The 13383-nt window shown below is 47.1% G+C and carries 12 protein-coding genes; 7 read left to right on the plus strand and 5 right to left on the minus strand.

Going from position 1 to position 13383, the window contains the following annotated elements; all coding sequences use genetic code 11:
• The first annotated feature begins 110 nt into the window (after nucleotides 1–110).
• The 5 genes from FHN83_RS01075 to FHN83_RS01100 all read left to right on the plus strand — a co-directional run bounded on the left by FHN83_RS01075 (nucleotide 111) and on the right by FHN83_RS01100 (nucleotide 7089).
• Nucleotides 111–464, plus strand: a complete 354-nt coding sequence (locus FHN83_RS01075; RefSeq protein ID WP_000769182.1) for a hypothetical protein — start codon at nucleotides 111–113, stop codon at nucleotides 462–464.
• A 222-nt stretch (nucleotides 465–686) separates the two neighbouring features.
• Nucleotides 687–4022, plus strand: a complete 3336-nt coding sequence (locus tag FHN83_RS01080) for a hypothetical protein (RefSeq protein WP_000502666.1) — start codon at nucleotides 687–689, stop codon at nucleotides 4020–4022.
• A gap of 564 nt (nucleotides 4023–4586) precedes the next feature.
• Nucleotides 4587–5102 (plus strand): hypothetical protein, encoded by a 516-nt coding sequence (locus FHN83_RS01085; RefSeq protein ID WP_000228894.1) that lies wholly within the window; start codon nucleotides 4587–4589, stop codon nucleotides 5100–5102.
• An 84-nt stretch (nucleotides 5103–5186) separates the two neighbouring features.
• A complete protein-coding gene (locus FHN83_RS01090) occupies nucleotides 5187–5678 on the plus strand; it encodes a hypothetical protein (RefSeq protein ID WP_000636790.1) in 492 nt (163 codons plus the stop codon).
• Between the two features lie 430 nt (nucleotides 5679–6108).
• Nucleotides 6109–7089, plus strand: a complete 981-nt coding sequence (locus tag FHN83_RS01100; RefSeq protein WP_119735251.1) for an IS5-like element ISKpn26 family transposase — start codon at nucleotides 6109–6111, stop codon at nucleotides 7087–7089.
• Between the two features lie 182 nt (nucleotides 7090–7271).
• On the opposite strand, the gene FHN83_RS01105 is transcribed toward FHN83_RS01100, so the two are convergent.
• From FHN83_RS01105 to FHN83_RS01120, 4 genes are read right to left on the minus strand one after another with little or no spacing between them, the layout of a single operon-like run.
• On the minus strand, nucleotides 7272–8240 hold the full coding sequence (locus FHN83_RS01105) for an IS5-like element IS903B family transposase (protein ID WP_013815099.1): 969 nt from the start codon (nucleotides 8238–8240) through the stop codon (nucleotides 7272–7274).
• 17 nt (nucleotides 8241–8257) lie between these two features.
• Nucleotides 8258–8788: a trypsin-like serine protease gene (locus FHN83_RS01110; protein ID WP_223290065.1), complete on the minus strand. Its 531-nt coding sequence runs from the start codon at nucleotides 8786–8788 to the stop codon at nucleotides 8258–8260.
• Nucleotides 8789–8832: 44 nt separating this feature from the next.
• Nucleotides 8833–9138, minus strand: coding sequence for a hypothetical protein (locus tag FHN83_RS01115; RefSeq protein ID WP_001100610.1), 306 nt, complete (start codon nucleotides 9136–9138; stop codon nucleotides 8833–8835).
• A 22-nt stretch (nucleotides 9139–9160) separates the two neighbouring features.
• Nucleotides 9161–9478 carry a hypothetical protein gene (locus FHN83_RS01120; protein ID WP_000785965.1) on the minus strand — a complete coding sequence of 106 codons (318 nt, stop codon included), beginning with the start codon at nucleotides 9476–9478 and terminating at the stop codon, nucleotides 9161–9163.
• A 214-nt stretch (nucleotides 9479–9692) separates the two neighbouring features.
• Between FHN83_RS01120 and FHN83_RS01125 the strand changes: the two genes are divergently transcribed.
• Complete coding sequence (locus tag FHN83_RS01125; RefSeq protein WP_001567368.1) at nucleotides 9693–11096, plus strand: ISNCY-like element ISKpn21 family transposase; 1404 nt, start codon at nucleotides 9693–9695, stop codon at nucleotides 11094–11096.
• A 28-nt stretch (nucleotides 11097–11124) separates the two neighbouring features.
• Here FHN83_RS01125 and FHN83_RS01130 read toward each other — a convergent pair whose 3' ends face one another.
• Complete coding sequence (locus FHN83_RS01130) at nucleotides 11125–11757, minus strand: DUF6904 family protein (protein ID WP_001567369.1); 633 nt, start codon at nucleotides 11755–11757, stop codon at nucleotides 11125–11127.
• A gap of 197 nt (nucleotides 11758–11954) precedes the next feature.
• Between FHN83_RS01130 and FHN83_RS01135 the strand changes: the two genes are divergently transcribed.
• On the plus strand, nucleotides 11955–13358 hold the full coding sequence (locus tag FHN83_RS01135; RefSeq protein WP_058687697.1) for an ISNCY family transposase: 1404 nt from the start codon (nucleotides 11955–11957) through the stop codon (nucleotides 13356–13358).
• Nucleotides 13359–13383 lie beyond the last annotated feature (25 nt).

A 13383-nucleotide genomic window follows, 5' to 3' on the forward strand; every position in this document is an offset into this window, starting at 1 on the left:
TTGTAGCATGATATGTTTAAAGTCAAAACAGTGGGTTCTATGTTTTGACGGCAAACATGATATAACTAATACTTCATAAGTAGATATCAATAGTCATAATGGAGTGAACTATGAAATTAAAAAATATTCTGCTGTGTGCGATGATGTCAGTCGCTTTTGGCTCCTCTGCTAATACTACACATAAAGTTGAAAACGAACCTATCCCAAACATTATTCTTGATGGTAAGGTTGATGATATTTGTAAAGATGCAAGCATCCGAACTGAACTTAATCATGATAAAGCAAAGGAACTGGTAACCACCAACCTGAAGCAGGCATTACCATTAAATACGGTACCGGATAAGTTGGATGAAGTTGCAGAAGCCTTTGTAAACCGCGACAAAGGCGCTTCAGAAACAGCAGACCATTGCCTTGTTAATGTACGTAATAAATACTGGGAAATGTATCCCTCTGAAGATAAGTAGCATTTATTATTAAAGGCTTCACTTAAGAAGCCTTTTTTAACCCTTTGCGAAACCTGCTTTAAAAGCAATGCGCTATTCATATCTAAGAATCTATTTAATTAATGAATAATAGTGGACGGATTCATTTCTAGTGAATGCCGAAGTTGGTGTTTTTTGAGTTATTAGACGGTAAGTGCAATCTGGTATGATTCACCTAACATACGAATCTGGAAGGAAAGGTATATGGGTGACCTGGTCAGCAAAAATAACATTGACCGTTTAGAGCGATTTCATTCTTTGCTGGCGGGTCAGTACTGGACGTCCACTGACAGCATCCCTGAAGAGGGTATTGTGGCAGGGGATACGCTGCTCATTACGTCTTTGCGTTACGTTGAAGATAAGCTGCACACAGTGATTCTACGCGCCCATCCCCGCGTTTACGGTCAGACTGTAGCTATTGTCACTGAAGACAGCAGCGGCAACCGTAGGGAACGTGGCAAAGAAATGCGAGAGCATCGCTTCCTGGTTAAGGATTTTCTGTCCAGTTTTGTATTTGAACCCGACCATAAGGTAATCCGGGATGCTGAACTCAGACAAGCTCAGGAAGAAGTGAATAGCCTACAGGCATCGCTTACAGCCCTCGTGAGCGATGCTCAGGGGCTCCGTGACCTTGCGATTGAGCAATTAGGTACAGATGACCGTGAAAACCCTGTGACGGGCCTTAGCGTTGCGTTAGTGCCCCCACAAGAGCAGCAGGCGGTAACCTCACTGGCGATTGGATCAGTTCAAAATGCTCTGTCCTCTGGTATTTCAGATACCCGCATTGAACAAATCAGAGAAGCGGCCTTAAAAGAAGGGCAGATCAGCACAGCCATCAGCAAAATCATCACACAACGAACGCAGGCAATCGCTAATGCCAGCAAAAGAATGCTGCCCTATTTCGAGGAAGTTGCAGCGGCAAGTCTGGCCACTACAGAAGAAGCCATGGAATATGTGAAGAAAATCCACGATGGCGTTGGCAGTCTGGAACTGTATACCGGCAAAGACGTTGAGGTAGTGAATATCGTGAAGGGTGAATCCGCTCCATCACACCTCCCGCTCCAGGTCGTTCAGGCAAAGCTGATGGTGGATGAAGAGCTGGCCGTATGGTGCGATCTCGATAGCTGGTTCGACTTCTCTGATATGGAAAAATTTCATGAAACTTTACGAACCAGCCCCGGGCTGGTGGAGCAGATTTTTCCGTCCGAACGTTCCATCGTATGTATGGCCACAACACGACGTTATATCGATTACCGCGATCCCTGGGAAAATCATGTCCGCAATGACAGGAACCGGGTTGTATTCCTTCTGGTCCGGGACGGTCAAAATATTCATCAGGTTTACTCTTCGGTAGAAAGCCATCTTGGGGCTTCGCAGCTATTCCCTTCCGCCAGCGAACAGGAAGCACATTTCCAGGGGATTGATGGCAGCACCATAAAGTTTGAGGACGTCAGTTATACCGACCGACTGAAGCAGCATGATCTTATGGCACTTCACTACCGTCGTTTCCTGATCCTTATCTGCGGCCTCGATCACCGGCTCAAACTATTTGGTGATTTCTATGATACCAATACCCCTTACAGTTTTCTGAGCCTTGAGTTCCAGGAACGGTACTTCCAATTTCTGCACGACAAAGACGGTTCTGGCCTTTTGGGTATGGCTGAGACACGGCCGTCTCTGCAAAGTTATCTTGAACAGGCAAACTCATGCCTTCAGTCCGGATCCCGGGTAATGTGCAACTGGGATTCGTTGATGAACCCAGTGACAGCACCAGGAGCAGTTCAGGAAGACAACAGCTACTCTGGCTATAAATGGCTTGGGAGAACCCATAAAAACTATGAGCCGGTTATTGCATTCCGTCAGGGAGACGATATCTGTGTCAACGCAACAGTAAACAGATACTCAACGGATCGAGATTTCAATTGTAAGGTGAATTTGTCTTTATTTAAGGAGTCCAGCAGGAATGATGCTGAACTGGGTTTCCTGTGCATGGATACCATTAAAGCGGAGGAGCTCGAATGGTACATTCACAGACGTAAATTCAGGTCTAATCACCTGTTTTACATTCGCTTCTTCAAGATGGCTTTAAATTATATTCGTGCCGAGCGTGAGGCAGAAGAACCTTACCGGCAGATGCTGAGCCAGGCTCTGGCCGATGGAAATATTGGCCAGCCTAATCTGAGATCAGAGTTGATAGATCGATGCATTGTAGCCTGGCGAGCTGATAACAGGGGGGCGACGCTGGAAGCTGCCATGAGTACAGAGAAGGGCTCCAAAGAGCTCCTGAACCAGCTCTATATGCTCGCTGATGTGGGGCTCAAACATCTTCCCGGGGTTCGTAATTTTATTAGCAGCAAAGGCTATGAGCTGGTCAGGTTATCGGTAAATGCTTCAGGGAAACTTGTTGCATATGCCGCACCAGCAAATTTTGAATGCGACAACCGGATGGAAGGGCATGCCTGGGTTCATCGAATGGTACTTGCTACATCCCGAAATGTCTTAAACGTCACTCATCAACGTTTTGCGAAAATGAAACACTTCTTACCAGCTGAAAACACCCTGTTCGAAGATGAACAGCTGGTGGCCACATGGTCGGGCAAAAAGACTGCTTTCAAAAGCTTCGAAGAGAAGCAGCGTTATTTTGATACATGCTCCCGTGGCGCTCAGGCTCTTAAGCAGTTTTTAAAGCTGAACGATCCGGTGATTTACACCAATCTGCTTGGCCAGTGGATTGAGGCCTATGAAAGTATCAATGAAACCAGTGAGTACGTACAGCAAGTAAGCCTAATGGCTCCTGTTGCGGTCAAGAGCGAAAAAGGTAAAGCCAGCCTCATCTATATTGGCACTAAAGACCTGGCCGACTGGTTTTATCAGAAAGCGCCGACACCCGAGTTGCAGGCGCTGTTCCTTGAGGAATACCTGTCCAAATTTGAAAATAAAGAGGTCAATAAAGAAAAGCTACTTTCACGCAGAAATACCGCTCTGTCTCTCAGTTTTTACACCATGGACAACGGGGAAGTACCAGATGAAATCCTCGTCACCAAATCAGTTGATAATGCCAGACGGTGGTATTCAGGAATGTTCACAAGCATGCCAACGATGTTAAATGACCAGTGGTCCTGCCATGTTGCGCATTTTTCCCGTAACGGAAAACTCTATTTGACGCCTGATCTGGTCACTGATGAAGGGGAACCTGGTTTTGATGAAATACTCGGGTATCCGCGCCCGGAGGGGCTGGTACCGGTAACCGTGTGTGAGTTTGAAATTGACCACTTTAACCGACGTGGCATTGATGCGAATGGTGATAAGGTGAATATTACACAGTGGGTCGATATTTATCAGGGTGAGCGTGAGGTTACGGAACTGCTGGGGCCTATTTCTGAAGAAGGGGTGAACATCAAAACCTACAGGATGGACACTCTTGAGCAGGCGATGAAAAACATCTCCCGGGGCTCGACGCGCCTCAGACCGTCAACGGAGAATAGCGAGTGGCAACAGCCAGCAGAAGGTGTGAGCCGCTATGTACTTCGGTCATGGTAAAACGCGGGGGCAGGTGCCATCAAAACATCAAACAAAAAGCCATTACAGGCTCAAAGACCCCTTATCGCTCAAATTTGAAAGAGATAAGGCTTTATGATGGCAACGAGGATTATCACCCATCTCGCCGGAGTAACTGGCATAAAAATTGTTTAATCTTTATGCCAGCGCTTCGGCATTTGCTGGCAAGGAGACAGTGTTGAAAGACCATATCGTACCCCCACGAAAAACTAGCGCGAGTTTATCTTATCAACTCAAACGTATTGGGCGCATGCTCCTTCTTTTACTGAGCTTGGCTTTTATAGTTTACGGATTCGTACTGGCTTTCCATCCGCCGCTAACAACCTGGCTACTTCAACCCGGTGGACACTTTGCCCCAGATGACCGATTCATACTGGTTAGTGTTAAGGTTCAGTTTACAACCGGAATAATGGGGCTAATTGTTTGGCGCTTATGGTAAAAGTGGCAAGCAATGATGGGAGAAGGATAACGTTGCTCAGCTCAATCCGGTTTACTGATTGCTTAAATAGAAGGCAGTCATGCCTACATCAGAAAGGAGAAGCATAGATGGTAGAAGCACGTTATCAAGGCAAGCCTGTTAGCAGTCTTCCTGAAGAAGCTTTTGCTGAAGGGTTATCGCGATCCGGTTTAAGCCCCGTTCTGCTACTGGCATCCCCGACCACAGTACCCGTTACCACGGATGAGCGCTGGTGGCTCGCAAAGGAAAACGTGTCAGGACATTACGGCAGGATTTTTTATGCTGCGGTGCGGGAGTTGGTCATAAGGTCGGATATCATCTCAGTAGTGAGAAGTATTGCAGATGAGAATTTCACGTCCGAACATATGGGGTACTTCGAGCGACTTACCTCTGATGAAAAAGAAGTCGTGTTTAGTGATTACCTGCGCACTCTCGCTGAAGGCGGTCTTACCTGCACTGAGAAGAATCTCGTCAAACTGACGCAAGATTTATACCCGATTGATGCAACTCCTGACAACATTAGAAAGCTATCCACGGACAGGGATGCACTGAACGAACTACACATCGATGGTATGGTACTTTTTATTACCGGCCCTGCGCTTTGATTATGGAGATAATACATGCGGTGTTATCCCTGTTAAGGGTTAAGGTAACATTCTTCTAGAATTACAGAAAAATAGAGGTCTAACATGATAGTAAATAAAAACAGGTTTATGCATAAAAACGGGAAAAGGTTTAAGTCCATCGGAAGGTATTTAAGATTTTGGCAAGCAGTAGCGTCCTCTGGTTTACCCATGGACATGGTAATACGGGAAAAACCATATCAACTTATGGTCGCTTTGATTGCTTTATATACGGCCATCCCTGTTGTTACAATAGTAATTTTATCTGGTCAGCAATCGCATAAGTTGGAACTAATTGCTGTGCATTTCAGTACAATTATCACGATGGTGTTTGTTTTGCGTCGAAAGATGGGGAAACGTTGGCTGGATTTATTTGAAGAAAAATTAGCCATTTATAAACCTAATGATAAACTCGCGCTTAGCGAATTACACGAAAGCATACGTGAGAAAAATGGGCTAGACTTGCAGGATTTACAAGATTGGTACTGGAAAGAGAAGATGACATATGAGTATCACAAAGAACGTAAAACAACTATAAGCTATCAAAAATTCAAGTAGCGTTTTAAAATGACAGGGGAGGGCTATTGTGATTTATTAAGTCGGCAAGGTTATTAGGTAGGGGTGTTCAATATGATAAATTCTTCGAGTGAGGTTATTTCAAGAGTTGTTCTGGGCCTTTGAGATAGCTAATTATCATTACAGACTTTATCGAAAGGTATGAATTATGAACATTACCGACAAAGAACTTAGCTCAAATACAGTGAGACAGTATGGATGGAACTTAGGAGAGTTCAATCACTCAACGCCTTTTACATCTCATTTTATTTATATCACCGACTATCATAAAGATAATACATGGATGATTTCACTTTCGCAGGAGGATTTTAATACAACCAAAATTTTAACATCGTTAAGTCTAGGGAAGGTGCGAACAAGTTCCTGATATGAGATCATCATATTCATCCGGAGCGCATCCCAGAGGGACATCATGAGCCATCAACTCACCTTCGCCGATAGTGAATTCAGCACTAAGCGCCGTCAGACCCGAAAAGAGATTTTCCTCTCCCGCATGGAGCAGATTCTGCCATGGCAGAATATGACCGCTGTCATCGAGCCGTTTTATCCCAAGGCGGGCAATGGCCGACGGCCCTATCCGCTGGAGACCATGCTGCGTATTCACTGCATGCAGCATTGGTACAACCTGAGCGACGGTGCCATGGAAGATGCCCTGTACGAAATCGCCTCCATGCGCCTGTTTGCCCGATTATCCCTGGATAGCGCCCTGCCGGATCGCACCACCATCATGAATTTCCGCCACCTGCTCGAGCAGCATCAACTGGCCCGTCAATTGTTCAAGACCATCAATTGCTGGCTGGCCGAAGCAGGCGTCATGATGACCCAAGGCACTTTGGTGGATGCCACCATCATTGAGGCACCCAGCTCTACCAAGAACAAAGAGCAGCAACGCGATCCGGAGATGCATCAGACCAAGAAAGGCAATCAGTGGCACTTTGGCATGAAGGCCCACATTGGTGTCGATGCCAAGAGTGGCCTGACCCACAGCCTGGTCACCACCGCGGCCAACGAGCATGACCTCAATCAGCTGGGTAATCTGCTTCATGGAGAGGAGCAATTTGTCTCAGCCGATGCCGGCTACCAAGGAGCGCCACAGCGCGAGGAGCTGGCCGAGGTGGATGTGGACTGGCTGATCGCCGAGCGTCCCGGCAAGGTAAAAACCTTGAAGCAGCATCCGCGCAAGAACAAAACGGCCATCAACATCGAATACATGAAAGCCAGCATCCGTGCCAGGGTGGAGCACCCGTTTCGCATCATCAAGCGGCAGTTCGGCTTCGTGAAAGCCAGATACAAGGGGCTGCTGAAAAACGATAACCAACTGGCGATGTTATTCACCCTGGCCAACCTGTTTCGGGTGGACCAAATGATACGTCAGTGGGAGAGATCTCAGTAAAAACCGGAAATAACGCCAGAAATGGTGGAAAAAATAGCCTAAATAGGCTGATTCGATGTGTTTGCGGGAAAAAAATCGGCCCAGATCCGCGAAATTTTAATCAGCGAGTCAGCTTGGGAAGAAATGGGCTTTGTTGAATAAATCAGATTTCGGGTAAGTCTCCCCCGTAGCGGGTTGTGTTTTCAGGCAATACGCACGCTTTCAGGCATACCTGCTTTCGTCATTTTGTTCAGCGCTCGTACCAGGGCCATAGCCTCCGCAACCTGACCATCGTAGTCACGCAGCGTCAGTGAACCCCCGAACAGCTGTTTTACCCGGTACATCGCCGTTTCCGCTATCGAGCGACGGTTGTAATCTGTTGTCCATTTCCACCGCGCATTACTCCCGGTCATTCGCTGATTAGCCACTGCACGGTTACGGTCTGCATATTCACCGGGCCAGTAACCCGCACCTTTTCGGGGAGGGATAAGCGCGCTGATTTTCTTACGCCGCAGTTCATCGTGACAGAGCCGGGTGTCGTAAGCGCCGTCTGCCGATGCTGCCCTGATTTTTCTGTGAGTCTGCCGGATAAGACCCGGGAAGGCTTCTGAGTCCGTCACATTGTTCAGCGACAGGTCAGCGCAGATGATTTCATGTGTTTTACTGTCAACGGCGAGATGCAGCTTACGCCAGATACGGCGGCGTTCCTGGCCATGCTTTTTGACTTTCCACTCGCCTTCACCGAAGACCTTCAGCCCGGTGGAATCAATTACCAGGTGTGCGATTTCACCCCGGGTGGGCGTTTTGAAACTGACGTTAACCGACTTTGCCCGCCTGCTGACACAGCTGTAATCCGGGCAGCGTAGCGGAACGTTCATCAGAGAAAAAATGGAATCAATAAAGCCCTGCGCAGCGCGCAGGGTCAGCCTGAATACGCGTTTAATGACCAGCACAGTCGTGATGGCAAGGTCAGAATAGCGCTGAGGTCTGCCTCGTGAAGAAGGTGTTGCTGACTCATACCAGGCCTGAATAGCTTCATCATCCAGCCAGAAAGTTATGGAGCCACGGTTGATGAGGGCTTTATTGTAGGTGGGCCAGTTGGTGATTTTGAACTTTTGCTTTGCCACGGAACGGTCTGCGTTGTCGGGAAGATACGTGATCTGATCCTTCAACTCAGCAAAAGTTCGATTTATTCAACAAAGCCTCCATTTTGATAAAAAGCAGTCAAACCATCAGAACCAACTATTCCTTTATAATAGTAGGTTGAGTCGGGGGAAGCATACGTATTTGAAAGCGTATTATACATTCCCGATAGAACCCAAACAGACTCACCTGGAGCTAGAACATTATCACATACTGGAAGCTTCCAATTAGGTGGGGCTTTGACAATAGTATTTTTTTCTACTTTTAAAAGAGCGAGGTCCCGGTTCTTAGGATCATCAATATTGATAACTGTTGCTGGTTGGCTCCCATTCCTTGTTATTATACTTAGACTATAATCCTTGCTTGCATCAAGCCATAAATGTGAAGCTGTAAGAATATGTTGTTCATCGATCCAAGTACCTGAGCCGGAGATTGTCTTATTTCCAGACTTGATTTGAATTTTTACAGCTGAGTCCGAAAGCTCAAAATCATTGTGGTGCATACTTTGTTTATGAGGATTATCGGTGGAACAAGCAGAAATCAGTAAGGCTGAAAGAGCTAAAACCTTTCTATACATAGTCAGTTTCCTTCGAATAAGGCGAGTTTGGTTTCTAGAATATTTTATCCAGCGAGGAATTCTTCTAACGTGCTATCTTGGTACTGGGGATATATCTGCTTCATCATGCCAAAAGCAGCAACCGCTACGCTTTCTAAGTCGGAATAGAATTTAGGCTCCGTATTAAGATCATCACCATTCTTCAGAACGCCCTCGAAGCAGCTATAATCATTTCCGAACTCTTGAACAATAATCCAGCGCCCATCACGGAAACCTACGAGCATAACCGCTGAATTAGGATAGTCGCCAGCAGGCGTTAGCCAATCAAAGTGATAGTGCTTTATCGTATCATATTTCAGATGTACATTCATTATTCCTCCGTTGGCGATTACATTATTTGAGTTTTTTCATGGACTCTAAAGAAGCGAGGTAGGAATTATAGCGATCACCAAATTTTTCTTTCGCACGCTTAACGCGCATTTTCTCCGCGAGCTCAGTCTTGTTTTCTGCCTGGTAGGTCCTATTATTTTGCGTCTTTACTTCGGCCCCTGGGCCTGCTGCGTACGTTTTGTTTTTCTCGCTAATACACGCTCGGCATTTACTCTTGAGGCCAAACTTGCCCTTGAGCTCTTTTCCAAACTGTTCAAAGGGTTTAACTTGCTGACATGATTTGCATTTTTTAAAGCCCGGGGGGAGGTAGGTGTCAGCCATGAGCTGCTCCAGTAGGTATTGATTATAGGTGATTTTAACTTAAAGACGACGTCACTTTCAAATAAATCGACTACTTAACGCTGATCTTACATAATCATGATTATGCGCACTAACATGTGTAATGGCTCAATAGTAATGTCCGCCTGTGGCTCAATTCAGATGTCCGCGCTATGGTAAGCTTCACTGGTCCGTTTAAACTACCGGGAGGCATATCATGAGCGCAGAAAGCTCAGGAGTGTTTACTTTGAAAGAGATCAACCGGATCAAGATTATACAGGACGTCATTGAACGTCGCATCACAACGCGCCGTGCGGCCGAGCACCTCGGTATCAGCGACAGGCAATGCCGCAGACTTCTTGCCCGTTACCGTGAAGGCGGACCGCTTGGTATGGCCAGCAGACGATGTGGCATGCGTGGTAACCGCCAGTTGCCACCCGGGCTCGCAGATCAGGCTCTGGAACTGATCAAGACGCGTTATGCTGATTTCGGTCCGACTCTGGCGCGTGAAAAGCTCGAAGAACTCCACGGACTGTTTCTTGGCAAAGAAACTGTCCGGCGCATCATGGTGCGGGCTGGCTTATGGGTTCCCCGTAAACAACGTGCCGCAAGGATCCCTCAACCACGGTACCGGCGTCCGTGTACTGGTGAGCTGATACAAATAGATGGCTGTGATCACGACTGGTTTGAAGGCCGTGGCCCGGCCTGCACCGCGCTGGTCTATGTTGATGATGCAACCAGCAAACTGATGGAACTGTTGTTTGTTAAATCGGAGTCCACGTTTTCTTACTTCGAAGCCACGCGGCGCTATATCGATAAGCATGGTAAACCGCTGGCACTGTACAGCGATAAAGCCGGTGTTTTTCGTGTTAACAATAAACACGCCACAGGCGGAGACGGGCATACTCAGTTTGGGCGAGCCATGCATGAACTGAACATCCAGACTATCTGTGCAGAAACCAGTCCCGCCAAAGGGCGTGTAGAACGAGCTCACCTCACTTTACAGGATCGTCTGGTCAAAGAGCTGCGGTTACAGGGCATTTGTTCAATGGAGGCTGCAAATGACTTCGCTGAGGCCTATATGGCTGACTATAACCGCCGTTTTGGCAAAGTACCGCGACATGATTTTGACGTACACCGTGCTGTAGAACATGATGAGGACCTGGGGCTTATTTTCACTGTTCGTGAAAAACGTAAAGTCTCAAAATCGTTGACGATACAATATGATAAAATGTTGTACCTGATTGAAGACAGCGAACTGAGTCGCCGTGCAATAGGTAAATATATCGATGTGTATCACTATCCTGATGGCAGAAAAGAGCTGCGCCTGAACGGTACGCTACTTCCCTACTCTACCTACGACCGACTGTCAGAAATCGACCAGGGCGCGATTGTCGATAACAAGCGTCTTGGCCGAACCCTGGAGTTTATCAGTCTGGTGCAGAGCAAGCGGGATAACACGCGCTCTCAGTCAATTCCCGCTGGAGATGGCCCTTCCCGACGACGGCCAAAGCAGGAAGGGAAGAAATCCCAGCGCTCACTGGATAATGATGACATGCTCGAAGCACTCAAACAGCTTCAGTCACGTTCAGAGGACATTTTTGGTAAAAGAGCCCGCTGATGGTACTCACTGGCCGGACAGTGGTTGCTCACCAGTTGATATTGTCCGGCCAGACCCATGATGTATTATTCATTTCGTTCAGCATCTTTATGTCCTGCTTTTCACGGGCATACTTACCCCATAATGAATGAAAAGAACGAACAATACTGATTAACTGCTTTTTTCTTTGCTCCGGAGATAGGCTGATAAAATAGCAGCACCTGCTGTCAATATTATCCTCAATGAAATTAAAATCAGAGTCTGATGCATATTTTACTGTTAGCATAATATCATTCGACGTTGTTCTCTCAGACTCTGTTAATGCTGATTCTATCAGGTATTCAAAGGCATACATGACAGACAGCTGGTTTTTGTCTGTCTGAATATAACCCATTGAGTTTCTGAGTATTGAGGACTGTACCAGGACCAGAGGCCATAAAAGCTCAACACCATAAAGCTTATATGTATCATGTTGATCATACTGATGTTGCTCAACACGACGATTACCTTCCCGTGCTTTACGAATATCATAGGCAAGGGATAACATAAATCCGTCTTTAACTTTAATCAGTGGGCTTTCATCCACGATGTAATGAATGAGTTCATGTAATTCATTCAGGGCTTCTGAATCTCCCCACAGTATAAAACCTGCATTGTTCGGCGTTAACTCGTATCGAAGCATGGGCTCAATCATCCTGTTGTTTCAGTCGGAGGAAAGTCTATCAGTAAAGAGAATGAGAGATCAAAGTGGTCATTTTAATTGAGCTGGATAACGGACATTTCAATTGAGCCTTGACAAACATGTGTAGTAGCAAAGTTGTAATGTCCGATAATGGCTAAGTTAAGATGTCCGGCGTGTATAATCAAGTAAGGATTACCATGACGGCTCTCGCAGCGGAGTTTTTCACTTTGGATGAAGTTAACAGACTCAAGATCATTCAGGACGTCATCGACCGGCGTCTGACAACACAGATGGCAGCTCAGCAGCTTGGTATCTCCGACCGTCAGTGCCGCCGTCTGCTTGCGCGTTATCGTGAAGATGGTCCGCTTGGCATGACCAGCCGCCGTCGTGGTAAATCCAGCAACAATCAGCTGCCTCTGGGACTGGCCGCATACGCGCTGAATATTATTCGCGAGCGCTACAACGATTTCGGTCCGACACTGGCCTGTGAAAAGCTGTCTGAGGTTCACGGTGTTCATCTTTCTAAAGAAACCGTCCGTAAACTGATGACTCAGGCCAGTCTTTGGGTCCCACGTAAGCAACGTGCGCCAAAAATTCAGCAGCCGCGTTTCCGCCGTGCCTGTGCCGGTGAACTCATACAAATCGACGGCTGCGACCACCACTGGTTTGAAAACCGGGGACCTAAGTGTACGGCGCTGGTTTACGTTGATGACGCAACCAGTCGTTTAATGCAGCTTCTTTTCGTGAAATCTGAGTCTACTTTCACCTATTTTGAAGCGACCCGGGGCTATATTGAAAAACATGGCAAGCCGCTGGCACTGTACAGCGACAAAGCCAGTGTATTCAGGATCAACAATAAAAACGCAACCGGCGGCGACGGCGATACCCAGTTTGGCCGTGCGATGCATGAACTGAACATTCAGACCATTTGTGCAGAAACCAGTGCTGCCAAAGGCCGCGTTGAACGGGCGCACCTAACGCTTCAGGACCGCCTGGTCAAGGAGCTCAGGCTCCAGGGTATCAGTTCCATGGAAGCTGCGAACGCATTTGCCGAAGAGTTCATGAACGATTACAACCGTCGTTTCGCAAAAGCGCCTCGCCAGGCGTTTGATGTTCATCGGGAACTGGATGTCGATGATGATCTTGATATGGTATTTAACTGGCGTGAAGCTCGTAAAGTGTCGAAATCACTCACAGTGCAGTACGACAAAGTCCTTTATCTGATTGAAGACAGCGAATTCAGTCGTCGGGCGATTGGTAAATACATCGATGTCTGGCATTACCCGGATGGACATAAAGAGCTCCGGCTTAATGGCGTGTCACTTCCCTACTCCACCTATGACAAGCTTTCTGAAATCGATCAGGGGGCCATTGTGGACAACAAACGTCTGGGGCGGGCCCTGGAAATGGCGCAGCTGGTCCAGGCCGAGCGGGATAATAACCGGTCGCAGTCCGTTCCATCCGGCGACGGTCCTTCACGCAGGCGTAAAGCCCCCACAACGAAGAAATCTCAGCGCTCCCTTGATCAGGACGATATGTTCAATGCCCTGGTGAAACTTCAGTCACGCTCTGAAGAGATATTTGGAAAGAAACCGATTTAAAGCCCGGTAATCCATCCGGGCATGC

The sequence above is a fragment of the Leclercia adecarboxylata genome, assembly GCF_006171285.1.
Lineage (GTDB): Bacteria > Pseudomonadota > Gammaproteobacteria > Enterobacterales > Enterobacteriaceae > Enterobacter > Enterobacter barmai.

Excerpts from the sequence above, each read along its gene's own strand:
- FHN83_RS01115 (WP_001100610.1), bottom strand. The coding sequence starts at position 9,138 with ATGAATGTACATCTGAAATATGATACGATAAAGCACTATCACTTTGAT.
- FHN83_RS01135 (WP_058687697.1), top strand. The coding sequence starts at position 11,955 with ATGACGGCTCTCGCAGCGGAGTTTTTCACTTTGGATGAAGTTAACAGA.
- FHN83_RS01110 (WP_223290065.1), bottom strand. The coding sequence starts at position 8,788 with ATGTATAGAAAGGTTTTAGCTCTTTCAGCCTTACTGATTTCTGCTTGT.
- FHN83_RS01080 (WP_000502666.1), top strand. The coding sequence starts at position 687 with ATGGGTGACCTGGTCAGCAAAAATAACATTGACCGTTTAGAGCGATTT.
- FHN83_RS01125 (WP_001567368.1), top strand. The coding sequence starts at position 9,693 with ATGAGCGCAGAAAGCTCAGGAGTGTTTACTTTGAAAGAGATCAACCGG.
- FHN83_RS01130 (WP_001567369.1), bottom strand. The coding sequence starts at position 11,757 with ATGCTTCGATACGAGTTAACGCCGAACAATGCAGGTTTTATACTGTGG.
- FHN83_RS01090 (WP_000636790.1), top strand. The coding sequence starts at position 5,187 with ATGATAGTAAATAAAAACAGGTTTATGCATAAAAACGGGAAAAGGTTT.
- FHN83_RS01075 (WP_000769182.1), top strand. The coding sequence starts at position 111 with ATGAAATTAAAAAATATTCTGCTGTGTGCGATGATGTCAGTCGCTTTT.
- FHN83_RS01100 (WP_119735251.1), top strand. The coding sequence starts at position 6,109 with ATGAGCCATCAACTCACCTTCGCCGATAGTGAATTCAGCACTAAGCGC.
- FHN83_RS01120 (WP_000785965.1), bottom strand. The coding sequence starts at position 9,478 with ATGGCTGACACCTACCTCCCCCCGGGCTTTAAAAAATGCAAATCATGT.
- FHN83_RS01085 (WP_000228894.1), top strand. The coding sequence starts at position 4,587 with ATGGTAGAAGCACGTTATCAAGGCAAGCCTGTTAGCAGTCTTCCTGAA.